Origin of the sequence: Streptomyces sp. NPDC058092, assembly GCF_042884935.1 — a bacterium.
Classification (GTDB): domain Bacteria; phylum Actinomycetota; class Actinomycetes; order Streptomycetales; family Streptomycetaceae; genus Streptomyces.
The window spans coordinates 135187-157642 of the sequence record NZ_JBHVSY010000019.1; the positions used below are offsets into that span (position 1 = coordinate 135187).

Annotated in this window: 22 protein-coding genes and 5 pseudogenes; 18 read left to right on the forward strand and 9 right to left on the reverse strand. The window is 70.2% G+C overall.

The window, feature by feature from the left end; all coding sequences use genetic code 11:
* The first annotated feature begins 151 nt into the window (after positions 1-151).
* The 4 genes and pseudogenes from ACFVV1_RS28075 to ACFVV1_RS28090 all read left to right on the forward strand — a co-directional run bounded on the left by ACFVV1_RS28075 (position 152) and on the right by ACFVV1_RS28090 (position 4286).
* Positions 152-578, forward strand: a pseudogene (locus ACFVV1_RS28075) (GNAT family N-acetyltransferase).
* Positions 579-756: 178 nt separating this feature from the next.
* Positions 757-2097, forward strand: coding sequence for a hemolysin family protein (locus tag ACFVV1_RS28080; protein ID WP_389994552.1), 1341 nt, complete (start codon positions 757-759; stop codon positions 2095-2097).
* Positions 2094-3113, forward strand: coding sequence for a hemolysin family protein (locus ACFVV1_RS28085; protein ID WP_389994555.1), 1020 nt, complete (start codon positions 2094-2096; stop codon positions 3111-3113). Before ACFVV1_RS28080 ends, ACFVV1_RS28085 begins: the two co-directional genes overlap by 4 nt.
* Before the next feature lie 324 nt (positions 3114-3437).
* Entirely contained in the window at positions 3438-4286 is an 849-nt protein-coding gene (locus ACFVV1_RS28090; protein ID WP_389994557.1) for an SGNH/GDSL hydrolase family protein, read from the forward strand.
* A 106-nt stretch (positions 4287-4392) separates the two neighbouring features.
* On the opposite strand, the gene ACFVV1_RS28095 is transcribed toward ACFVV1_RS28090, so the two are convergent.
* Positions 4393-4716, reverse strand: a complete 324-nt coding sequence (locus tag ACFVV1_RS28095; protein WP_389994560.1) for a hypothetical protein — start codon at positions 4714-4716, stop codon at positions 4393-4395.
* 58 nt (positions 4717-4774) lie between these two features.
* A pseudogene (locus ACFVV1_RS28100) lies at positions 4775-5008 on the reverse strand (RNA polymerase subunit sigma-24); the annotation flags it as partial.
* Between ACFVV1_RS28100 and ACFVV1_RS28105 the strand changes: the two are divergent.
* Positions 4997-5236 (forward strand): annotated as a pseudogene (locus ACFVV1_RS28105) (hypothetical protein); the annotation flags it as partial. The pseudogenes ACFVV1_RS28100 and ACFVV1_RS28105 sit on opposite strands and share 12 nt — an antisense overlap.
* Positions 5237-5509: 273 nt before the next feature.
* Here ACFVV1_RS28105 and ACFVV1_RS28110 read toward each other — a convergent pair.
* Positions 5510-5737, reverse strand: coding sequence for a nitroreductase family deazaflavin-dependent oxidoreductase (locus ACFVV1_RS28110; RefSeq protein WP_389994624.1), 228 nt, complete (start codon positions 5735-5737; stop codon positions 5510-5512).
* On the opposite strand from ACFVV1_RS28110, the gene ACFVV1_RS28115 reads away from it, so the two are divergent.
* The 5 genes from ACFVV1_RS28115 to ACFVV1_RS28135 all read left to right on the forward strand — a co-directional run bounded on the left by ACFVV1_RS28115 (position 5726) and on the right by ACFVV1_RS28135 (position 8521).
* Entirely contained in the window at positions 5726-6163 is a 438-nt protein-coding gene (locus ACFVV1_RS28115) for a cytochrome P450 (RefSeq protein WP_389994563.1), read from the forward strand. The genes ACFVV1_RS28110 and ACFVV1_RS28115 overlap by 12 nt on opposite strands.
* Positions 6164-6403: 240 nt before the next feature.
* Positions 6404-6637, forward strand: a complete 234-nt coding sequence (locus ACFVV1_RS28120; protein WP_389994566.1) for a hypothetical protein — start codon at positions 6404-6406, stop codon at positions 6635-6637.
* A complete protein-coding gene (locus ACFVV1_RS28125; RefSeq protein ID WP_389994569.1) occupies positions 6634-7515 on the forward strand; it encodes a hypothetical protein in 882 nt (293 codons plus the stop codon). The genes ACFVV1_RS28120 and ACFVV1_RS28125 overlap by 4 nt, the downstream gene beginning before the upstream one ends.
* Positions 7437-7868: a prenyltransferase/squalene oxidase repeat-containing protein gene (locus ACFVV1_RS28130; RefSeq protein WP_389994572.1), complete on the forward strand. Its 432-nt coding sequence runs from the start codon at positions 7437-7439 to the stop codon at positions 7866-7868. The genes ACFVV1_RS28125 and ACFVV1_RS28130 overlap by 79 nt, the downstream gene beginning before the upstream one ends.
* Entirely contained in the window at positions 7865-8521 is a 657-nt protein-coding gene (locus ACFVV1_RS28135; RefSeq protein WP_389994574.1) for a methyltransferase domain-containing protein, read from the forward strand. Before ACFVV1_RS28130 ends, ACFVV1_RS28135 begins: the two co-directional genes overlap by 4 nt.
* Before the next feature lie 188 nt (positions 8522-8709).
* On the opposite strand, the pseudogene ACFVV1_RS28140 reads toward ACFVV1_RS28135, so the two are convergent.
* Positions 8710-8858 (reverse strand): annotated as a pseudogene (locus ACFVV1_RS28140) (alanine--tRNA ligase-related protein); the annotation flags it as partial.
* On the opposite strand from ACFVV1_RS28140, the pseudogene ACFVV1_RS28145 reads away from it, so the two are divergent.
* A pseudogene (locus ACFVV1_RS28145) lies at positions 8847-9125 on the forward strand (site-specific integrase); the annotation flags it as partial. The pseudogenes ACFVV1_RS28140 and ACFVV1_RS28145 sit on opposite strands and share 12 nt — an antisense overlap.
* A gap of 138 nt (positions 9126-9263) precedes the next feature.
* Here the strand turns inward: ACFVV1_RS28145 and ACFVV1_RS28150 are convergent.
* A complete protein-coding gene (locus ACFVV1_RS28150) occupies positions 9264-10199 on the reverse strand; it encodes a LysR family transcriptional regulator (protein ID WP_389994575.1) in 936 nt (311 codons plus the stop codon).
* 134 nt (positions 10200-10333) lie between these two features.
* On the opposite strand from ACFVV1_RS28150, the gene ACFVV1_RS28155 reads away from it, so the two are divergent.
* From ACFVV1_RS28155 to mug, 4 genes are all read left to right on the forward strand, one after another.
* Positions 10334-11602 carry an MFS transporter gene (locus tag ACFVV1_RS28155; RefSeq protein ID WP_389994578.1) on the forward strand — a complete coding sequence of 423 codons (1269 nt, stop codon included), beginning with the start codon at positions 10334-10336 and terminating at the stop codon, positions 11600-11602.
* Between the two features lie 97 nt (positions 11603-11699).
* Positions 11700-12299, forward strand: coding sequence for a cysteine hydrolase family protein (locus ACFVV1_RS28160; protein WP_389994581.1), 600 nt, complete (start codon positions 11700-11702; stop codon positions 12297-12299).
* Positions 12300-12680: 381 nt separating this feature from the next.
* A complete protein-coding gene (gene purB / locus ACFVV1_RS28165; protein WP_389994583.1) occupies positions 12681-14123 on the forward strand; it encodes an adenylosuccinate lyase in 1443 nt (480 codons plus the stop codon).
* A gap of 19 nt (positions 14124-14142) precedes the next feature.
* Positions 14143-14748, forward strand: a complete 606-nt coding sequence (gene mug / locus ACFVV1_RS28170) for a G/U mismatch-specific DNA glycosylase (protein WP_389994586.1) — start codon at positions 14143-14145, stop codon at positions 14746-14748.
* A gap of 519 nt (positions 14749-15267) precedes the next feature.
* On the opposite strand, the gene ACFVV1_RS28175 is transcribed toward mug, so the two are convergent.
* Both ACFVV1_RS28175 and ACFVV1_RS28180 read right to left on the reverse strand, forming a co-directional pair.
* Complete coding sequence (locus tag ACFVV1_RS28175; RefSeq protein WP_389994627.1) at positions 15268-16011, reverse strand: ABC transporter permease; 744 nt, start codon at positions 16009-16011, stop codon at positions 15268-15270.
* A complete protein-coding gene (locus tag ACFVV1_RS28180) occupies positions 16008-16946 on the reverse strand; it encodes an ATP-binding cassette domain-containing protein (protein ID WP_389994588.1) in 939 nt (312 codons plus the stop codon). Before ACFVV1_RS28180 ends, ACFVV1_RS28175 begins: the two co-directional genes overlap by 4 nt.
* 108 nt (positions 16947-17054) lie before the next feature.
* Here ACFVV1_RS28180 and ACFVV1_RS28185 point away from each other — a divergent pair, with 108 nt between their 5' ends.
* The 3 genes from ACFVV1_RS28185 to ACFVV1_RS28195 all read left to right on the forward strand — a co-directional run bounded on the left by ACFVV1_RS28185 (position 17055) and on the right by ACFVV1_RS28195 (position 20140).
* Positions 17055-18227 carry a histidine kinase gene (locus tag ACFVV1_RS28185; RefSeq protein WP_389994591.1) on the forward strand — a complete coding sequence of 391 codons (1173 nt, stop codon included), beginning with the start codon at positions 17055-17057 and terminating at the stop codon, positions 18225-18227.
* A gap of 4 nt (positions 18228-18231) precedes the next feature.
* Entirely contained in the window at positions 18232-18882 is a 651-nt protein-coding gene (locus ACFVV1_RS28190; protein WP_384449854.1) for a response regulator, read from the forward strand.
* A 100-nt stretch (positions 18883-18982) separates the two neighbouring features.
* Entirely contained in the window at positions 18983-20140 is a 1158-nt protein-coding gene (locus tag ACFVV1_RS28195) for an ROK family protein (RefSeq protein WP_389994594.1), read from the forward strand.
* Positions 20141-20193: 53 nt separating this feature from the next.
* On the opposite strand, the gene ACFVV1_RS28200 is transcribed toward ACFVV1_RS28195, so the two are convergent.
* Together ACFVV1_RS28200 and ACFVV1_RS28205 are read right to left on the reverse strand one after the other, a co-directional pair.
* Positions 20194-20961, reverse strand: a complete 768-nt coding sequence (locus tag ACFVV1_RS28200) for a GntR family transcriptional regulator (RefSeq protein ID WP_389994597.1) — start codon at positions 20959-20961, stop codon at positions 20194-20196.
* 323 nt (positions 20962-21284) lie between these two features.
* On the reverse strand, positions 21285-22169 hold the full coding sequence (locus ACFVV1_RS28205; protein WP_389994600.1) for an RNA polymerase sigma-70 factor: 885 nt from the start codon (positions 22167-22169) through the stop codon (positions 21285-21287).
* Positions 22170-22456: the final 287 nt, after the last annotated feature.

Below are 22456 nucleotides of genomic sequence, written 5' to 3' on the forward strand. Positions count from 1 at the left end.
GACCGCACCGGTCGCCGTTGACCGCACCGGTCGTCCGTGCCTACGCGGTCGTGTGTGCTGACCCGGCCGTCCGTGACCACATGGTGGAATTCGTTCGTCGCTCCCGCCGTCCCGGTGATGGGATCCCGGCATGAACGACCTCGATGCCGACATGCACGACCTCGTCGTACGGGCCGCGACACCCGCCCGACCTCGACTCCGTCCTCGCCTTCTGGAAGGTGGCGGCCGAGGGAACCAGCATCAGCGACGACCGGGACGGGGTCGAGCGGCTCGTCGCCCGTGATCCGCAGGCGCTGATCCTCGCCGAGTCCGACGGCGTACTCGCCGGAACGGTGATCGCCGGGTTCGACGGCTGGCGGTGCCACCTGTACCGGCTCGCGGTCCATCCCGACCGACGGCGCCGAGGTGTCGGCAGCGCACTGCTCGCCGCCGCGGAGGAACGCTTCGTACGGTTGGGCGGGCGACGTGGCGACGCGATGGTGCTCGACCGCAATGAACTGGCGCAGCACGCCTGGCGCGCCGCGGGCTATGGGCCCGAGCCGCAGTGGAGCCGTTGGGTGAAACCCCTCACGGACTGAAGCGATGATCACCCGAAAAGAGCAACCTTCTTTGCCGATCCTTTACGATGGACGGACTCCTGACCGATCCCTCCGAAAGGTGTGAGCGTCCGCCCATGGGCGAGCCCCCCAGTAGTCAACAGCTCCGGCATCGAGCAATCCTCCCGCCCCTGTCCGATCATGGGACGGAGGTGAACCGATGACCGAAGTGCTTCTGCTGCTCGTGGCGGTGCTGCTCTCGCTCGCCTGCGGCGCCTTCGTCGCGGCCGAATTCTCTCTGACGACCGTCGAGCGCGGCCAGCTCGAACGGGCCGTGGAGCGGGGTGAGCGCGGCGCGGCGAGCGCGATGAAGGCGGTACGCAGCCTCACCTTCCAGCTCTCCGGCGCACAGCTCGGCATCACCGTCACCAACCTGGTGGTCGGCATGCTCTCCGAATCGTCCATCGCGAAGCTGATCCGCGGTCCGGTGGAGGCCGTGGGCCTGTCCCCGAGCGTGGCGTCCTCCGTCGCCCTCGTCCTGGGAACCGCCCTGTCCACCGTGTTCCTGATGGTCGTCGGCGAACTCGTCCCGAAGAACTGGGCCATCTCCTCCCCGCTCGCCATGGCGAAGGCCGTGGCGACCCCGCAACGGGCCTTCACCGCCGTATTCCGGCCGTTCATCAGCCACCTCAACAACACCGCGAACCGGATCCTGCGCCGCCTCGGCCTGGAGCCCACCGAGGAACTGGCCTCCGCGCGCAGCCCGCAGGAGCTGGTGGCGCTGGCCCGGCACTCGGCGAAGGCAGGCGCACTGGAGGCGGACACCGCGGAGCTGTTCGTCCGCACGCTCAACCTCGCGGAGCTGACGGCGGAGAACGTCATGACGCCGCGGGTGCAGGTCACCGCGCTGGAGGTGCAGGCGACCGCCGAGGACGTCGCGAACGCCACCCGGGCGACCGGCCTGTCCCGCTTCCCCGTCTACCGCGGCAGCCTCGACACCGTCGTCGGTGTGGCCCACATCAAGGACGTGCTGGCCGTTCCGGCCGAGCAGCGGCCCCGGACCCGCGTCTCGGAGATGCTGCGCGAACCCCTGCTCGTACCGGAAACCCTCACCGTGGACCGGCTCCTGGACCGGCTGTCCGGCAAGCTCGCCATGGCCGTCGTCATCGACGAGTACGGCGGCACGGCCGGCGTCGTCACTCTGGAGGACATCGTCGAGGAGGTGGTCGGCGAGGTGCGCGACGAGCACGACCCGCACGAGACACCGGACCTGGCACCGGCCGGCGAGGACGCCGACGGCCGGACCCTGTGGTCGGCCGACGGCGCCGCCCGCATCGACCAGCTGAAGAGGATCGGACTGCGGGTGCCGGACGGACCGTACGAGACGCTCGCCGGACTCGTCGCCACCGAGGTCGGCCGCATACCTGCCGTGGGTGATTCGTTCGAGCTGGCCGGCTGGCGGGTCGATGTGGTGGACGCCTCCGGGCGCCGTGCCGCGCGGGCCCTGCTGCATGCGCCGCTGCCCGGCGACTGCGACGAGCGGACGGAGGACGCACGATGATCGCCGTCCAGCTCTTCATCGGAGCGATGACCCTGGTCGTCAACGCCTTCTTCGTCGGCGCGGAGTTCGCGCTGATCTCCGTACGCCGCAGCCAGGTCGAGCCCGAGGCCGAGGCCGGGAACCGGCGGGCGCGCAGCGTCGTCTGGGGCCTCGAACACGTATCGGCGCTGCTCGCGGCGGCGCAGCTGGGCATCACCCTGTGCACGCTGGTCCTCGGCATCGTCGCCGAACCGGCCATCGCACATCTGCTGGAGCCCGTCTTCGACGCGGTGGGCATGCCACACGGACTGATCCACCCGATCTCATTCGTGATCGCACTGTCCTTGGCGACGTATCTGCACATGCTGCTCGGCGAAATGGTGCCGAAGAACATCGCGTTGGCCGAGCCGGTACGGACCGCGCTGCTGCTCGGACCGCCGCTGGTGACTCTCGCCAGGGCGCTGCGTCCGGTGATCTTCGCGATCAACGCCTTCGCCAACGCGCTGCTGAAGCTCCTGCGGGTCGAAACGAAGGACGAGGTGTCCGCCACGTTCTCCGACGACGAACTGGCCCGGCTGGTGAAGGACGCCGGGGACGCGGGGCTGGTCGACGACCGCGCGGCCGAACGACTGCACCACGCTCTTGAGCTGGGCCGGCGCCCCGTGCAGGATGTGGTGCTGCCGGTGGAGCGGGTGGTGTACGCGCGGATCGGGACGACGCCGGAGCAGTTGGAACAGCTCTCGTACGAGACCGGTTTCTCGCGCTTTCCGGTGATGGACAGCGAGGAGCGGATCCTGGGCTACCTCCATGTGAAGGACGCCTTGGACGCCACACCGCGCGATGTGCCGTTCCCGGTCACGGCGATGCGGCCGATCGCCCGGGTGCGGGCCGCCACGCCGCTCGACGACGTACTGACCGCGCTGCGGCGCAGCCGTACGCACCTTGCGGCGGTGCTCGACGAGGACGGTCGACTGGCCGGGCTGGTCACGATGGAGGACGTGCTGCGGGAACTGGTGGGCCGGCCGCAGGCACGCTGACCGGTGAACGGGGGCGGTGGGGGCGAGCCGGGCGGGGTTCCGCGCGGGCCCGGCCGCGCCCCGTCCCGCGGAAGGACCCCAGCTCACGGGAGGGGCCGCCGGTCGCGGGAGAGCCGTCTCTCATGGAGCGGGCGTCTCGCATGGAAGTCTCCGCGGTCATCCGACTCGGTCAGGCTGACGGTCCCGAAGGCGGGTGTGTGCTACGTCACCGTCCTGCCCCTGAGCGGCTGAGGACGCGGCCCCTCGCAGCTCACTGTCCATGTCTCGTGCCCGGCCCACGTCGCCCGGAAGCGTTTGAGGGCACCGCGATACGATCGCACCGTCATGGAAATGAATGCCTCCTACACCAGTCTTGTCGCGGTCGGCGACTCGTTCACCGAGGGCATGTCGGACCTGCTGCCCGACGGCTCGTACCGGGGCTGGGCCGATGTTCTCGCCGGACGGCTCGCGGACCGTACGCCAGGATTCCGCTACGCGAATCTCGCCGTAAGGGGCAAGCTGATAGGCCAGATCGTCGACGAGCAGGTCGATGCGGCGGCCGCCATGCGGGCGGATGTCGTCACGCTCGTCGGCGGTCTCAACGACACGCTGCGACCCAAGTGCGACATGGGCATGGTCCGCGGACGGCTCGAAGAGGCCGTGGAACGTCTCGCGCCCTCGTGCAAGAAGCTTGTGCTGATGCGCAGCCCCGGTCGCAACGGCCCGGTGATGGAACGCTTCCGGCCGCGGATGGAGGAGTTGCTCTCCCTGGTCGACGAGTTGGCGGTCCGCCACGGTGCATTGGTCGTCGATCTGTACGGGGCACCGGCCCTGGGCGATCCCCGGCTGTGGGACGTCGACCGGCTCCATCTGACGGCCGACGGGCACCACAGGGTGGCGGAGGCGGTCTGGCAGACGCTGGGGCTGCCGCCCGAGAGCGACTGGCGGACGCCGCTCCCGACCTCCGTGCCCCCGGGATGGGCGATACGACGCGTCGAAGACCTCCGCTTCGCCCGCCGGCACCTGATGCCGTGGATCGGCCGCCGTCTGACCGGCCGCTCGTCCGGGGACTGGCGGACAGGCGCGCAGTACAGCGCGGAACTGGGGAGGGCATTCTGGGTCACCCCCGAGGACGTCCGCGACCCCGGCCCCGTGGCGACCTGGCGCCGGGTGGACACGCCTCCGCTCTCGTAGCAACCCACAATCCGGACCGCGGCACCGGCCTGCACAAACTGCCAGCAGAATTGGACACTGTTCTACACGCGAACGGATAGACCCGGGTCAAAGCGCTTTCAGTAGATCAATTACTGATCGTCTCGCACAGATTCTCACTGCCGGTCGGCTCGGCCCCATGGAAAGCGTCCCACGCGGCCGCGGCCGTCCGCAGGTCTTCGACTTCCACGTGGACGTACTCGGCCTTCGTGAAGACCGCGTTCGGGTGCCCCGCCCAGGCGGCCAGGACGACGTCCGGCACACCGTTCACGGCGAGGTAGCCGAGGCACGAGTGCCGCGCGTCGTAGAGCCGCACCCGTCGCATCTCCGGCTCACGCATGAGCCGGTAGGCGTGCTCGCGGGGGTGCCGTGTGTTCAGCGGCTCGCCCAGCTCGTCCACCGCCGCGCTCACCCGCCAATGCCTTACTCCGCATCCATGAACGCCCTCTGCGCGACTCACCGGACAGGACCTAGCCGTCCCGCACCCACGGCCGCAACTTCTCCGGATTGCGGACCGCCCAGATCCGGGTGACGCGGCCGTCGGCGACATCGAACGAGGCTACGGTCATGACGGCGCCGGCACGCTGGGCCACCAGGCCCGGCACACCGTTGACCGACCGCTCCAGGAGTTCGAGCCCCGGAGCCTTGTCGGCGATGGCGACCATGTACTGGGCGATGCGCGCACCGCCTTCGAGCGGCTGCACAGTGTCGGAGCCCGCGTGATGTACGGGGCGTCGATGCTGTATGTGCTCGCGGCGGTGCTGGCGTGGAAGCCGGGCGGCGGCTCGCCCCGGCCCGTCTGGCACGCGTCCGGCTTCCTTGTCCTCGCCTCGGTCCAGGTCGTGCTCGGCATCGCGCACATACCGTCGGTCCATCTCCCCCTGGGCGTCCTGATGTTCGGACTGAGCGTGCTGGCGCTGGCGCGGCGCTGAAGTCCGATACGGGGGGCATACCGGGATCAGCTGGGGCCTGTCTGGCGGATCAGGCCGCGTCAGGGGGCCCGCTCGCCTTTTCTGCTGGTGAGCGGGGGCCGGCGCGTCGAGATGCATGCGGAGGAGGGCGACAAAGCGGAGCGTGGGCAGCGCCAGGTGAGCGGGGAGTTGACGCGGTACACGAGGGTGTCGTATGCGCGCAGGAACGAGCGCGTGTACAGCGCCTGACCCGCGTGGACGGGGGGGACGGGGGGTTCTACCGGGACGGGCACCTCAGTCGTGCTCCGGTTGCGGGGACAGCCGCACCAGGGGGATTTCCCGTGTGGTGCGACGTTGGTACTCCGCGTAGCCCTTGAAGCTGCGCACGACGTGCCGCCACGACGCGGCCCGCTCGTCCGCGTCCAGCACGCGCGCCCGCACCGCCCGCACCCGGTCGCCGACGCGCAGGACCGCGTCCGGGTTGGCCAGCAGATTGCGATACCACCTGGGGTGGCCGACCAGTTGGCACTCCTCAGGGAGCGGCCCGCACTGCTCCCCAACGCCGTCGAGGAACTGCTCAGGTTCACCCCGCTGACCGTCTCGGCCGCCTACCCGCGCTACGCCACGGCCGACGTCGAGCTCGGCGGTGGCACCGTACCTGCAGGCCGGCCCGTGCTGACCTCCACCAACGCCGCCAACCGCGACCCGGACGTCTTCGACGAACCCGACCGCCTCGACCTCACCCGCCCCGCTGCCCGCCACCTGGCCTTCGGCCACGGCCCGCACCACTGCACCGGCGCGCCCCTTGCCCGCATGGAACTCCAGGTAGCACTTGGCCTGTTGCTGAAACGGATGCCCGACATCCGGCTCGCCTGCGAGCCCGACACCGTGGAATGGACGACCGGTCTGCTCTTCCGCGGGCCCGAACATCTTCCCGTCATCTGGTGAACCGCCGCTCCCGGATCCGATGAGCCACCGGACCCGGAACACCGGCCGGGAGCGCGGACCCGGGGCCCTCGCCCGCGCGCTCTCCGCCGCCCCTTGCCGTGCCGCGTCCGGTACGCGGTCCGGACGTACGACGACCGTTCCGAACGGTCCGCCCAGCGCCATACACGCCCCGGCGCCGTGACTGTCCCCGCACCCCACGAGACCACTTCCGCACACAACGAACAGGGAGGCCGCCCGACTGTGGACGCCGCCACCGAAGACACCGCGACCCACCGTGTCACCGTCGACGCACCACCCGCGCACGCCCCGGCGGCCCCGCGGGTCGCCGCCCCCCACCTCGACGAACCGTGCTTCCGCCGGAAGCCCGCCCTCCCCCGGACGACACCCGCGTCCGTGACGAAACACCTGCAGGCCGCAGGCCCGGTGGTACACGGCGGGAAGAACCACGGCATACCGAACGGCGGCGACCGATGACGGGGAGGCGGACGGACCCGGGCGAGGGCGAACGGAGCGTGCACGCGGCCCTCGCCGCCGCACGCACCGCCCAGCACGACAAGGAGGGCGGCTGGACCGGGGTCGTCGCGGCGGGCACCACCCGGTGGGAGGCCATTGACGTCCTCGTGCACCACCTCCTCGACGCCGTCGATCCGGTCCGGGTCGCGGAGCAGCACGACTGGATCGTCGGACGGCAGAACGACGACGGAGGTTTCCCCCTCCGCGCGGACGGGCCCTCCGACCTCTCCTGCACCGTGCTCACCCACGTCGCGCTGCAGCTCATCGGTCACGCCGAGGACCGCGAACGTCTCGACCACGCCGCACGGTTCACCCGGCGGCACGGCGGCATCGACGCCGCCGGCACGGAACCCGCACGCTTCTGGCTGGCGTTCACCGGAGCCGTCGGCTGGGACAGGACCGTGCCCATGCCCCCGGAACTGCTCCTCCTGCCCTCCTGGGCCACCGGCGCCGTCGACGGCTTCGACTCCCCGGCCCGCGCGCTCGCCGCCGCCGTCGGCGTCCTGGGCTCCGTGCGCCCCGTACGCAAACTCCCCATCGACACCGCCCCGCTGCACGTCGGGAGGAGCACGCGCCCCGCCCTCCGTGAGGCCGCGGCCACCGCCGTGCTCCGCACCGCCCACGCCCTCGGCCGGCACTCCCCGCGCCCGCTGCGCCGCAAGGCGTTGCGTGAGGCGGAGCACCGGCTTCTCGACGGGCAGGAAAGCGACGGGAGGTGGGGCGGCGGCCGGCCCGGTACGGCCGTCTGCGTGCTGGCCCTGTGGGCCGCCAGCAGCAGAACCCAGAGGGCGGCTGGGGCGACGACGCCTTGTCCGCCCCGGGCACAACCGAACGGGTGAGCGGCCCGAGCACGGTGGTGCAGACGGCCCGGTGCGTCGTCGCCGCCCACACCACCGGGGTCCTCGACACGCCGCGCATCGACGCGGCCGTCGCCTTCCTGCTGCGCCACCAGAGCAAGGACGGCGGCTGGACCGACCCGGTGGAGCACCCGGCCTCCGCCCACCCCCTCACGGACGTCCGCACCGACGCGTACGCGCTCTGGGCGATCGCCCTGCACGCACGCCGCACCGAGTCCGTACGCCCTGAGGAGCCCATATTCGGAAGCGACCTACTGGGCGCCACCGGGCCCACGGACCGCACCCGGGCCGTGCCGCCCACAGCCGTACCGGAGGAACAGGAGGGACGACGGTGACCACCACCCCCGAGACCCGTACGACCACCGGGGCCCCAAATGTGCCCGAGCCCGCCGAATACGACACCTGGTCGTCCCTGTGGTGGCAGCGCCGGGGCTCGCTCGCCATCCTGCACTGGGGCGCGCGTGCCGGCGCCGAGCACGTCCCCCCGGCGAGCCGCCCCGGCGCCGTGCTCCTCGACGTGGCCTGCGGCGGAGGGCTGCTCCACTCGCACATCAGGGACAAGGGCTACCGCCACATCGGCGTGGACGTGTCCACCAGGAGCGCGGAGGTGGCCCTGCGGCACGGCATCGACGAGGTCCTCATCCACGACATCCACGACATTCCGCTGCCCGACGGCTGTGCGGACGTCGTGGTGGCCGGATACTGCCTGGAACACGTCGCGCGCCCCTTCGACGTGGTGGCCGAGTGCTGCCGGCTGCTCAAGCCCGGCGGCACCCTCGTGATGGACACCATCTCGAACACCTTCCTGGCGCGGCTCTCCGTCATCACCCTGGGCGAGGGCCTTCCCCTGACCTGGGCCGCACCCAAGGGCACCCACGACCACCGCTTCTTCATCGCCCCCCACCGGCTCGTCGAGGCGTGCGCGGCCCACGGTGTACCTGTCGACGTCTTCGGGGTCGTGCCCCACGTCCGCGACCTCGTCCCCTGATCCCTGGGACGCGGGTACGACGTGCGCATGCGCAGCGGCACGTTCACGAAGATCCTGTACGGGGTGTCCGGCGTGAAACCGCGGGAGGGCGCCGCGCCGTGAAGCCCCGCCGACCGGCTGCCGGAGCACGCCACCGACCGCTACCGGGGCGACGAAGGCCTCGCCCTCGCCAGGCAGGTCCCCGCCGCCACGCACTTCCGGATGCTGGTGGCGCAAGGAAGGGCTGGGTGGTTTCGCCCAGGAAGTACGGCTTGAACTGGTTCATCCCGGCGTTGACGAGCAGCAGGGTCGGGTCGTCGGGCACGGGGGGGGCTTGAGGGGACCCCGCACCCGCCACCGCGGCGCCCCGCGCGAGGACTTCGTGCCGGAGACCGTGTTCTGGGACGCCGGCACCGCCCGCCTGCTCCCCAGGCTGATCAAGGGCCGTGCCCGGGGGCCGGTGTTCACCACCCACCGCAAGCCGGGGCCCGGCAAAGTCGCCAGCCCGCGCGACGTCTGCCCGGACACCGGGCTCGCCCGGCTGTCGTACGGCCGAGCCCGCGCCCTGCTCGATGAGCACACGGTCGTCGGCGGAGTGCCGGGCACGGGCTGGGACCTCGCTGAATCGGCAGTTCCCAGCCTTGATCACCGTCAAGGCATATGAGGCACACGGAGGGGGAGAGCCGGAGTGTGCCGATGGCCACGCCTGCCCCCGAGCCACCGTCCGTCGATCCGGCCACGGTGATCGCAGACGCGGCGGCTTTCAGCGCGGAATCACCCAGCCCGGCACCCAGGTCCCGGCGGCGTCGCGGCCGGCCGCTGTGCCCGCGAGGTGGGCGCGGAGCGTGGCCAGCGCTGGGTGGGGGTTGTCGCGGTGCCAGAGGAGCGAGTGCGGGTAGACGGGCATCGGGTCGGTCACCGGGATGCGGCGCAGGCCGTGGCCGGCGGGCCAGATGAGGCGGGTCTGCCCGCCCATGAAGGTGGCCAGGGCCGGGGTGTCGGCGATGGTGTCGAGGAGCGCGTCGGAGCCGAAGTTGGGGCCGGTCGCCTCGATGGTGAGGCCGAACTCGGCGACGAGGTCGTCATAGTAGGCGGCCCATTCGGTACCGGGGACGATGCCGGGCATCCAGATCCGGTGCCCGGCGAGCTGAGCGAGGGGCACCGACCGGGCGCCCGCCAGCGCGTGGGCGGGTCCGGTGAGGAGCTGGAGCGGCTCGTCGAGCACCCGGGCGGACTCGATGTCCTCGGGAAGGGGCCGGCCGGGCGCGGCGACGGCGCGGAAGGACGCGTCGATCGCACCGGAGCGGATGGCGGCGATGGCCGTCTCGATGTCGAACAGCATCACCACGTCGAGCTCGATGTCGGGGTGCGCGCGATGGAAGCCGCGCATCAGGCCCGACTGCGCGCTGCGCGAGGCGATCACGTCGACGCGCAGCGGGCGGCGGCCGGTGCGCACGGACGCGACCGCGCGCTCGGCGACACGCAGCAGCTCGCGCGCGTGGGGCAGGAACGCCTGCCCGTCGATGGTGAGCTCGGCGCCGCGCGCGGTGCGGGTGAACAGCCGCACGCCGAGGTTGCGCTCCAGCGCGGCGATGCGCTTGGAGACGGCCTGCTGGGTGACCGCGAGCTCGGCGGCGGCCTCCTGGAACTGCCCCGCGTCGGCGGCGGCGACGAAGGTCCGGACGGTGTGGAGGTCCATGCCGACACCCTATGGGTACAACCGTTGGTTGTGGCCAGGTGGTCCTGTGGTTGTTTGATCCCCGGGTGTGGTGCTCGCTTTGATACTTCCGATCGCGGATCGGTTGTACGGGTGAGTGACGAGGGGCGGCGGGCATGCGGAGCGGGCACTGGCTGGGACATCTGCTCGGACATCGGCTGGGGCGGCAGTTCGGGTGGCTCTGGGGAGCGTACGGGACCAGCGCGCTCGGCACGTGGCTCGCCTTCGGCGCGTTCCCGCTGATCGCCATCCAGGTGCTGCACGCCGGACCGGCCGAGGTCGCCGCGCTCTCCTCCGTGGGGGCTGCCGTGGGCGCGGCCGTGGCGGTGCCGCTCGGCCCGTGGGTGGAGTTCCGCCGCAAGCGGCCGGTGCTGATCGCGACGGACCTGGTGCGGTTCGCGGCGCTGCTGACGATCCCCGTCGCGTTCGCACTCGGCGTACTCACCTTCCTTCAGCTCCTGCTGGTCTCGGTCGTCGTCGCGGCGGCCGACATCACCTTCCGCGCCGCCTCCGGCGCGTACCTGAAGACGCTGCTGCCGCCCGAGGACCTGCTCGTCGCCAACGCCCGATTCGAGTCCACGGCCTGGACGACCACGATCATCGGACCGCCGCTGGGCGGCGCGGCGATCGGGCTCCTGGGTCCGGTGGCGACGCTGGTGGCCGACGCGGTCAGCTACCTGCTCTCGGCCCTGGGCATCCGCGCGACGGGCGGGCACGAACCGCGGCCCGAGCGCCGGGAGGCCGCACGCATCCGGGCCGGGGACCTGCTCGACGGTTGGCGGTACATCCTCGCCGACGCGACGCTGCGACCGCTGTTCTTCAACACCGCCTTGTTCAACGGCCTGGTGATGGCCGCCCAGCCGCTGCTGGCCGTCCTGATGCTCGACCGACTCGGGTTCGCACCGTGGCAGTACGGCCTCGCCTTCGCCGCGCCCTCGATCGGCGGGCTGCTCGGTTCGCGGCTGGCCCGACCGCTCGTCACCAGGTTCGGACAGCACCAGGTCCTCGTCACGGCCGGGGCGCTGCGCGCGATCTGGCCCGTCGGCCTGGCCTTCCTGGGGCCGGGCACCGGAGGGCTGCTGCTGGTGATCGGCGTCGAGCTCGGGCTCATCTTCTGCTGCGGGGTCTTCAACCCCGTCTACACCACCTACCGCCTCGAGCGCACCGCGACCGACCGGGTCGTCCGCACGCTGTCCGCATGGGCGGTGACGACCAAGGCCACGACCGCGCTCCTGACAGCCGTCTGGGGCGTGCTGGGCAGCCTGCTCGGCCCGCGTACGGCCATCGGCCTGGCCGGCGTGCTCCTGCTGGCGACCCCGCTGCTGCTCCCCCGACACGACCACACGCCACAGCACGAGCCGCAACCGGCCCGTAGCCACACATGACACACCGCAACTCGCCAATGAAGCCCCGCCGGCCGCAGCTGGTCCGCCGATTCGTGTCCGCGCCGACCAGGCACCACCGAGCAAGGAGAACACTCACGTGAGCACTGCCCCCGCACTCGACCCCGCGCACACTGCTCTTCTCGTCATGGACTACCAGCCCGGGATCCTGGCCCTTTTGCCCGAAGGCGGGGACTGCGAAGCCCTGATCGGCCGCGTGGAAGGGGCCATCGCCGACGTTCGTGCCAACGGCGGCACCATCGCCTACGTCCGCGTCGGCTTCACCGAGGCCGACTGGGACGCGATCCCTGCCACCAACAAGTCCTTCGCCCCGGTGGCCCAGCACCGTGTCATGCACCACGAGGACCCTGCCGCTGCCATCCACGATCGCCTGGCCCCCCAGGACGGCGACATCACGGTGCGCAAGATCCGCTACGGCGGCATATCCACCACCGACCTCGACCAGCAGCTACGCGAGCGCGGCATCACCACTCTGGTCGTCTCCGGCATCAGTACCAGCGGCGTCGTCCTGTCCACCGCCATCGACGCGGCCGACCGCGACTACCAGCTCTACGTCCTGTCCGACTGCGTCGCCGACCCCGACACCGAAGTCCACGACGTCCTGCTCCATCAAGTCTTCCCCTCACGGGCCCACGTCATCGACGCCGCCGAGCTGCACAGCCTGCTCCGGGCCGACTGACTCGAACCGCCGAGCCGATCCCACCCACGGCCGCCGCACCCGCCCGGTGTGGCGGCCGCCCGCACCCCAGTACCCGGCCCAGCAGCAGCCCAGAGCTCTCACCGGCCCCCTACCGCGCCCGCCGCCGCGCGAAGCGGGTACGCGAAGCCGTCACGCCCTCCGCCGGTGTTTCGGCTCCCGGCACCCTGCGAGCCGGTGACCAGCGCAAACGTCACGCCGAGACAGCCCGAGCGGTGACGGCCACCCGCACGGGGGCCACCCCGTCTCACGCATGTCTCACACGCTGTGTGTGAGACGGTGATCCAGGAGCCTCTGACCTGGACCTTATGGAATTTGTGGACGCTCACGAACCGCTGAAAACGACAGGTAAACTCTGGACACGTGACTGCTGTGTCTGCGAAGCCTCGCATCCCCAATGTCCTGGCCGGCCGCTACGCCTCCACGGAGCTGGCCGTCCTCTGGTCCCCCGAGCAGAAGGTGAAGCTGGAACGCCGGCTGTGGCTGGCGGTGCTGCGCGCTCAGAAGGACCTCGGGATCGAGGTGCCGGACGCCGCCCTCACCGATTACGAACGTGTCATCGACCAGGTCGACCTGGCCTCGATCGCCGAGCGCGAAAAGGTCACCCGCCACGATGTCAAGGCGCGTATCGAGGAGTTCAACGCCCTCGCCGGCCACGAGCAGGTCCACAAGGGAATGACCTCCCGGGACCTCACCGAGAACGTCGAACAGCTTCAGATCCGGCTCTCCCTGGAGCTGATGCGCGACCGCACGGTGGCGGTCCTGGCCCGGCTCGGCAAGCTGGCCGGCGAGTACCGCGAGCTGGTCATGGCCGGCCGCTCCCACAACGTCGCCGCCCAGGCGACCACACTCGGCAAGCGTTTCGCTACCGCGGCGGACGAGCTCCTGGTGGCCTACGGGAGGCTCGAGGACCTGCTGGACCGCTACCCGCTGCGGGGCATCAAGGGGCCCGTGGGCACGGCCCAGGACATGCTCGACCTGCTGGGCGGCGACGCCGGAAAGCTCGCCGACCTCGAGCAGCGCATCGCCGCGCACCTCGGATTCGCCCAGGCCTTCACGTCGGTCGGCCAAGTCTACCCCCGTTCACTCGACTACGACGTGGTGACCGCCCTCGTACAGCTGGCCGCGGCGCCCTCGTCGGTCGCGAAGACGATCCGTCTGATGGCCGGGCACGAGCTGGTGACCGAGGGCTTCAAGCCGGGCCAGGTCGGCTCGTCCGCGATGCCGCACAAGATGAACACCCGCTCGTGCGAGCGCGTCAACGGCCTGATGGTGATCCTGCGCGGCTACGCGTCGATGACCGGTGAACTGGCGGGCGACCAGTGGAACGAGGGCGATGTGTCCTGCTCCGTGGTCCGCCGCGTGGCGCTCCCCGATGCGTTCTTCGCATTCGATGGTCTGCTGGAGACCTTCTTGACGGTGCTCGACGAGTTCGGCGCGTTCCCGGCCGTTGTCGCCCGTGAACTCGACCGCTATCTGCCGTTCCTCGCCACGACCAAGGTCCTGATGGGTGCGGTGCGCGCCGGTGTCGGCCGTGAGGTCGCCCACGAGGCGATCAAGGAGAACGCGGTCGCCTCGGCCCTGGCCATGCGCGAGCAGGGCGCAGAGCGCAACGAACTGCTCGACAAGCTGGCCGCCGACGACCGCATCCCGCTGGACCGCGCACAGCTGGACGCACTGATGGCCGACAAGCTCTCCTTCACGGGGGCGGCGGGCGACCAGGTCAGCGCACTGATCTCGCGCATCGAAGAGATCACCAAGCAGCATCCCGAGGCCGCAGGTTACACGCCGGGCTCCATCCTCTGACGGCCGCTACCGCACCCGGATGACACCCGAAGAGCTCCAGGCCGCCCGCGACCACACCGTTCCCGACGTGGTCGCGGGCGGCCTGCGTGTGCTGTTCTGCGGGATCAATCCGAGCCTGATGACAGGAGCGACGGGCCACCACTTCGCCCATCCCGGCAACCGCTTCTGGCCGGTGCTCCATCGATCGGGTTTCACCCCTCGGCAGCTGAAGCTGGCGGAACAGGCCGAGCTGCTGCGTTACGGCCTGGGCATCACCAATGTGGTGGCCCGGGCCACCACACGGGCGGACGAGCTGTCCACCGAGGAGTTCCGGGAAGGTGGGCAGATTCTCGCGGCCAAGGTCGAGCAACTGCGACCGCAGTGGCTGGCCGTCGTGGGGGTCACCGCGTACCGCGCGGCCTTCGGCAGACGGACCGCCCGGATCGGTCCGCAGGACCACACGATCGGCGGCGCCCGCGTCTGGGCCCTGCCCAACCCCAGCGGCCTGAACGCCCACTGGACCGCTCGGACGATGGCGGAGGAGTACGGGCGTCTCCGCGCCTTCGTCGAGCCCAACACCCTCACCACCGAAGAACCCCGACAGCCTCGGCAACTCCACAAAGACTCGACACCGATGGCCACATAGCTGTGGCTGCGACGGTGCTCGTGGCTATGCATGACTGCGGCTGTCGCTGTGGCTGTGGCTGCCCTTGTGACTACGACCCGCGACGCTGACCGCGCCTGCGCCTGCGCCTGCGCCTGCGCCTACGCCTACGCCTACGCCTACGCCTACGCCTACGACCGTCATCGTGCTGTGGAGGTATCCGTGCCGGACCACAGCAAGGGGGCCGGAGGAGCAACCTGCCCGGCCTTCGACCAGCCAGTCCGTAGGACGGTCGAGCCCCCAACTGGCCGATTCTGCCACCGAGGCCTGCCGCGGGGCGCGGCGCGGCCGTCACGGACAGCGGGTCCCGATCCCACCCACGCATGCCTGCCGGACGCAGCGGCGGTTGCCGCGTTCTGTCTCAGTGGGCAGCGGCCCGGGCACGTCGCGGCGGATAGAGCTCCGTCACCACAACGCTCGGCTCCCATCGATGAGGCGGGGTGATGTACGGACGCGGACGCGGCCATGACTATGGACGTGAACGCGGGGCGCGGGAGCGGACTATGCGTCTCTGCGCCGGATCGCCCACCAGCCCGCCAGCAGTGCGGCCGCTGCCCACGCGGCAGTCACGGCAAGGCCGCTCCAGGGTCCGAGACTGCCGGTGGGGTTCTGGTGGAGCACCAACTGTCCTGCCCGGTCGGGCAGATACTGCGCCGCCCCACCCGCGACATCTCCGACCACGAAGGAGACGATGAGAATGAACGGGATGAGAAGGCTGAGGACAGCCACAGCGCTGCGCAGCAGTATCGTCAACCCGGCCGCGAACAGAGCCATCAGGGCCAGATATACCCCGCCACCGAAGGCTGCCCGCAGGGCACCCGACTCCCCCAGGCCGATCGCGTACTTGCCCATGAACATCTGTCCCACCAGAAAGGCGCTGAAGCTGGTGACAAGGCCGACGACGAGAGCCGGCACACCGACGAGGGCCATCTTGGCCGCGTAGAAGACGCTGCGGCGCGGCACGGCGGCGAGTGATATCCGCAAAGCGCCGTTGAGATACTCGGACGCGATCGCGGTCGCCCCGAAACTGATGGCCGCGATCTGGCCGAAGTTCAATGCGTAAAAGGCGCCGAAGAGCAGCTCTGTGTCAGCGTTGTCGGCCTCGGACTGGCCGACGCTGGCGAATACGAGCACGGTGATGGCGAGCGTCACGAGAAGGACTGCTATCAGGGATCCGATGACGGAACGCACCGATCTGATCTTGATCCATTCAGAGCGCAGCACTGCTGTGGTCGACACGGTCAGGCCTCCTGTCGGTTCGTGGACGAGGTCGCCGCGGCGGCGAAGTCCATCGCGTCAGCGGTGAGGTCGAGGTAGGCCTGTTCCAACGTGGCCTGCTCGTCCATGAGTTCAAGCACGGCGATACCTTCTGAGGCGGCTATCGCACCGATTTCCCCGGCCTTGGCACCCTCGACGGTCCAACGCCCGTCGCCATCGTGCGCAGGCATATATCCCTTACGGATCAGGACATCGCGCAGGCGAGTGGATTCGGTCGTGCGCACTCGCACCCGGGGCCGGCTGCGGGAGTCCAGGAAATCCTGCATCGGCAGGTCGGCAAGGAGCCGGCCCCGGCCGAGGACCACCAAGTGGTCGGCAAACGAGGACGTCTCGTTCATGAGATGGCTTGAGACCAAGACTGTGCGGCCCTCTCGGGCGAGCCGCTTCATCAGCTCACGGATCCAGATGATGCCTTCCGGATCCAGTCCGTTGGACGGTTCGTCGAGCATCACGACCTCCGGGTCACCGAGCAGCGCGGCCGCTATGCCCAGCCGCTGCCGCATGCCGAGTGAGAATTTCTTGATGCGTTTTCCGCCGACCTGGCCGAGGCCTGCCTCCTCCAGGACTTCGTCCACTCTCCGCGCCCCCATGCCGTTACTGACCGCGAGGGCCAGCAGATGATTCCGCGCGGTACGCGAAGCATGGGCGGCCTGCGCGTCGAGCAGGGCGCCCACCCGGCGCAGCGGATCGTCGAGCGTGGCGTAGGGCTGCCCGTCGAACGTGGCCGTGCCGCTGGTGGGCCGGTCGAGGCCGAGAACGAGTCGCATGGTGGTGGACTTACCAGCACCGTTGGGGCCGAGAAAGCCGGTGACGCGACCGGGGCGCACGCTGAACGTGAGGCTGTCCACGGCGCGGGTCTTGCCGTATTCCTTTGTGAGCTCATGGACGTCGATGCTGGTCATGTCCTCAGACTCGCGGCCGCGCCGGGTTCCTTGCCTCCCCCGGAGGCGGGGATCATCTCCCTCGCTCGGGGGAGCCGTCGCACCCGTGCGGGCTGACACGATGGCAGCATGTTCCGTCTTCTCCGCCCGCTGGCCGTCTCTGCCACCTACTCCCGATGGTTGCATCTCCTCATCCCGGGGGCGGCCTGCAGCGTGTGGCTCTTCATCTCCATGGACACGCCGTGGGCGCCCATGGTCTTCGCTGTGCCGGTGGGGTTGTTGCCCGGCATGCGGCTGGCCGAGGGCGTTCAGGCACAGCTCCTGCTCACGCCTGCGGAGCGGGGCGAGCCCGACGCCACGATTTCCGCAACCGCTGCAACCTCTTGGTCGGATCGCTGGCGAACCGTGTTGTGGCTCGAGATACGACTGCTGCTCGCCGTCGTCGTGGGGTACACGACGGTGTGGCTGTCGGCGACCGCGGTCGATCTCGTCCTCACCGCCTCGGGCACCGGTCCGAGCGGCCAGTGGCTGGTCCGCGAAGTGGAGCCGCACTGGTGGTACGCCCTGCTCGCGCCCCTGCCCATCCTGGTGCTGCTGGCCGTGGTCGTGGCGAGCGGCGAGCTCGTCACCGCCACCGCACGTCGGCTCCTCGGCCCCTCGCCGGTGCAGCGACTGACCGCCCTGGAGGAGCGCACCGAGCAGTTGCTGGAGCGCAACCGCATCGCCCGGGAGCTGCACGATTCGATCGGGCACGCGTTGACGGTCGCGGTCGTGCAGGCAGGTGCGGCACGTGCGGCTCGCGACCCGGAGTTCACCGAGCGGGCACTTGCCGCGATCGAGGAGACCGGCCGGGACGCGCTCGACGACCTGGAGCGGGTTCTGCGGGTGCTGCGCGAATCGGGGGCTCCTGTGGGACAGCAGCCGACGCTCGCGGAAGCGGACCGGCTCCTGGACTCCGCTCGTGGTTCGGGGGCGAAGATCGATGCGGATGTGTCCGGTCCACTGGAGCAGGTTCCGGGGGCGGTATCCCGTGAGGGATATCGCATCCTTCAGGAGTCCCTCACCAATGTGCTGCGTCACTCCGGGACGGTTCCCGTCCGGGTGCGGATCAGCGTCACCAACGGCCGGCTGGAGTTGGAGGTGACCAATCCACTCACCGCGTCGGCGGGTACGCCTGGAGGTGGGAGCGGCTTGCGGGGCATCCGTGAGCGGGCCGCGTTGCTGGGCGGAATAGCCAAGACAGGTGCGCACGGCGGCGAATGGAGGGTGCACGCAAGCCTTCCGTTGAACGGCCTAGGCTGACCTGATGCCGGTTACCGTTCTTCTGGTCGACGACGAACCCCTCGTCCGCGCGGGGCTGCGCGCGGTGCTTGAGGCTCAGCCCGATATCGAAGTGGTGGGCGAGGCGGGTGACGGCGCCGCGGTGATCCCGTTGCTGCGTCAGCTGCGCCCCGATGTGGTGGCCATGGACGTCAGGATGCCGCTGATGGACGGCATCGAGGCGACGCGGGTGGTGCTGCGCACCGTGCCGGATCCGCCGAAGATCCTGGTGGTCACCACATTCGAGAACGACGAGTACGTGTACGAGGCGCTGCGTGCCGGAGCGGACGGTTTTCTCCTCAAGCGTGCCCGGCCCGCCGAGATCGTGCATGCGGTGCGCCTGGTCGCAGAGGGCGAGTCACTGTTGTTCCCGGCGGCGGTCCGGCAGCTCGCCGCCGAGTACGGCACGAGCAAGGCGCGGGCGGCCATGGACCGGGCATCGCTGACCGAGCGGGAGGCCGCGGTCCTCCGGCTGATGGCCCGTGGTCTGTCGAACGCGGAGATCGCAGCCAAGCTCGTGGTCGGTGTCGAGACGGTGAAGACCCATGTCAGCGCCGTACTGGCCAAGTTGGGTGCGAGGGATCGCACCCAGGCGGTGATCGCTGCGTACGAGTCCGGGTTCGTCGCTCCGAGCTGAGGGCCGCCGCCTCCGGATGTCCGTTCCGGCCCACGGTCGCCCTGTACCCGGGCAGCGAGTACCATCCGCCTGACATGCGCACAAGCTGGGAGGACACACCGTGGGCCGGCTGACCGGTGGGGATCCATCGCTGCTGCGACGTATTAATTCCGCGGTGGTTCTGCATGCCCTCCGGGGCGCCGACTCCCCCACCCTCACGGACCTTACCCGGATCACAGGTCTGTCCCGGCCGACGGTCGAGGGCGTCATGGAGGGGCTCTTCGAGGCCGGGCTGGTCGTCGAGTCGGTGCCCGACGGCGGCGAGACCCGGCGTCAGGGGCGGCCGGCCCGCCGGTTCCGGTTCCGCGCCGAGGCTGGGCATCTGCTCGGTATCGAGATCGGCCCGCATCGGATCTCCGCTCTGCTGTCGGGGCTCGACGGCCGGATCATCGGGGCGGGCTCACGCGAGGTGTCGGAGACGGCCTGCGCCGACGACCGGCTCGACAAGGTCAGGGCCGTGGTCGCCGATGTTCTCCGGCGGACGGGTGTGGCCCGGAGCAGTCTGCGTGCGGTCGGCGTCGGCAGCCCGGGCATCGTGGAGGCCGACGGGACCGTTCGGCTGGGCACCGCACTGCCGGACTGGACGGGTCTGGCGCTGGGCGAGCGGCTGAGGCGCTCCTTCCGCTGCCCCGTCCTCGTGGAGAACGACGCCAATGCCGCGGCGGTCGCGGAGCACTGGAAGGGTGCGGCCACCGAAACGGACGACATCGTGTTCGTCCTGGCCGGGCTGAGCCCGGGCGCCGGTTCGCTGATCGGCGGAAGGCTTCACCGGGGTTTCGGCGGTGCGGCGGGGGAGATCGGCGCGCTGCATCTACTCGGCCGCGAGGCGACGCCGGAGAGGCTTCTGTCGACGACGGACACGCCGTTGGACCCGTTGGACGAGCCTGCGGTCGCCGCCGTGTTCGCGGAGGCACGGCATGGCGATATCCGGGCGCAGGCGGCGGTGGAGCGGTTCATTCAGCGTCTGGTGCACGATGTCGCGGCGCTGGTGCTGGCCCTGGACCCTGAGCTGGTGGTGATCGGCGGTTGGGCCGCGGGACTGGACGGTGTGCTGGACCCGCTCCGCCGTGAGCTGGCCCGCTACTGTCTCAGGCCGCCGCGGGTCACACTGTCGCTGCTCGGCGAAGCGGCGGTGGCCACGGGCGCTCTGCGGCTCGCTCTCGACCATGTCGAGGAGCAGCTCTTTGCTGTGGAGGCAACGGTGACGGCCCGCCGCTGAGTGCGACGGGCCGTACGCGAACTGAACGCCTCGGGCGGGCGGGGCCGGCCGTGTCAGGAGGCCTGGCGCTCCTGGCCGTGATGGCTGATCTCCAGGTCGCCCGAGTCGCCGAAGGTGAGCCGGCAGGTGTCGGCCCGGTAAGTGGCGACGGAGAGCGCAGCGGTGCCGCCCGCCGCGAGGTAGCGGGTGGTGACGACGAGAACGGGGGCGCCGGGAAGCCGGTCGAGCTCCTTGGCATCGTCCACTCGCGCCGAGCCGAGCTCCACCGAACGGTCCTGGCCGTCGAGGCCGAGCCGGTGCAGTTCGCGCAGGACACTGCGGGCCCGGGCAGGGCCGGACGGCGCGTCGATCCCGGAGAGTTCGGGCACGGAGGACGACGGGACGTACAGGAGTTCCGCCGCGACCGCCTGTCCGTGGGTGACCCGGATCCGGCGGACGATGTGCACCGGCTCGTCGCTCTCCACGTCGAGCACGGCCACCACTGATGCCGGTGCGATCGCCGTCGTGCAGTCCACGGGCTGCCATGCCTCGTCGGCACCGCCGCCGGCCCAGTCACGCTGTGCCGTGGAGACGGCGACCCCGACGCGCGGCGGGGCGACGGTGGTCCCGACGCCACGACGACGTTGCAGCCTGCCTTCGAGTTCGAGCTGTTCCAGAGCTTGCCGGAGTGTCGCCCTGGCGACTCCGAACCGGGCGGCGAGTTCACGCTCGTTGGGCAGGATCTCGCCCACCGCAAAGTCCGAGTCGAGTGCCTCACTGAGCACGGTCTTGAGGTGCCAGTACTTCGGCTCCTGCACCGTTTCCAGCTGCGTGGTCCCCACCCTGTCCTCCGCAATCGCCCAGCGGCTATTCCGCGACGTTATTTATTAAAGGTTCCTGTCTTAACGTTGAGACCATAGGACGGGACACACCCTTGGTCAAGACCAATCCTCCTTCGGTCACGCAGCGAAACGGACCTCTGCCGCAGAGCGTTCACAGGACGTTCTTGGTGTCGTGAGCCGCCCGCAGCACAAGGCCCCACGGCCAGGCCGTGGGGCATCGGGGAACCGTGGGGCTTCGAGCAGGGGCGACAGAGGAGTTCCTGTGCAAAACGGAGGTGCTTGCGACAGCAGGAAGCGCGCGTCCCGGCGGCCGGAATGTGCGGCTACTCTCCAGCCAGGTTGGCGAGCTTATCGGGATTGCGAACGATATATACGCACTGAATGAGCCCGTCCCTGACGTCCACCTGGAAGACGGAGTCGGGCCTTCCGCCCGAGAGCACCAGCAGGCCCGGCCCGCCGTTGAGCTCCAGGAACCGGATGTCGAGGTCCGGGATCTGATCGTGAACGACCGCGAAGAGGAAACGGCCGACCTTGTCGGCGCTCTCGATGACCCGTAGCGGCGCCTTGGACTTTCCACCGCTGTCACCGACGAGCCGCACATCGGGTGCGAGAAGGGCCATCAGCTCCTCGATGTCGCCGCCTGCCGCCGCGACGAGGAACCGCTCCGTAAGGTCACGGCGGTGGGCCGGGTCGACGTCGTAGCGCGGCTTGCGTTCCTCGACATGGCGCCGCGCGCGTCCCGCGAGCTGGCGTACCGCGGCCTCGGACCGGTCCAGCGTGGCGGCGATCTCCGCGTACGGGAAACCGAAGGCCTCACGCAGAACGAAGACGGCGCGTTCCAGAGGTGACAGCGATTCGAGGACGACAAGCACGGCGACCGACACGGAATCGGCGAGAACGGCCAGTTCCGCGGTATCGGGCACGGCCGGCCCGAAGTCGGTGACCAGGGGCTCCGGCAGCCACGGCCCGACGTACGCCTCGCGCCGCGACTTCGCCTGCCGCAGTCGGTCGATGGCCAGTCGGGTGGTGATCCTTACGAGAAAGGCGCGCGGCTCCCGCACATCCTCGCGCGATGCCGGCGACCAGCGCAGCCACGCTTCCTGCACGACGTCCTCGGCGTCGGCGATCCTGCCCAGCATGCGGTAGGCAACCCCGGTGAGCATGGGGCGGTGCTCCTCGAAGACGTCGGTCGCGGTGTCAGCTGTCACCCCTTCATCCCAGCCGACCCACCGCCCCCTGTCCAGCACGAATCGCCCAGCCCTCTCGAACTGCAAGCCACCGAGCGGTAATTGTTATTGACAAGACGTCTAGGCCCAATACCGGTGACTTTGAGGGTGTCGGTTCGTTGTGTTGAGTGTGCCAAGGCCGGGACAGGTGAAGTCGGTCGGGGGCGAGCGGTCTTCGGATCGCATCGCTCTCGGAGTGTTAACGCGTGCGTTTACGCCTGATCTGGTGGACGAGGTGGTGGCGGGGTGCGGGCGTGTTGAGCAGCGCC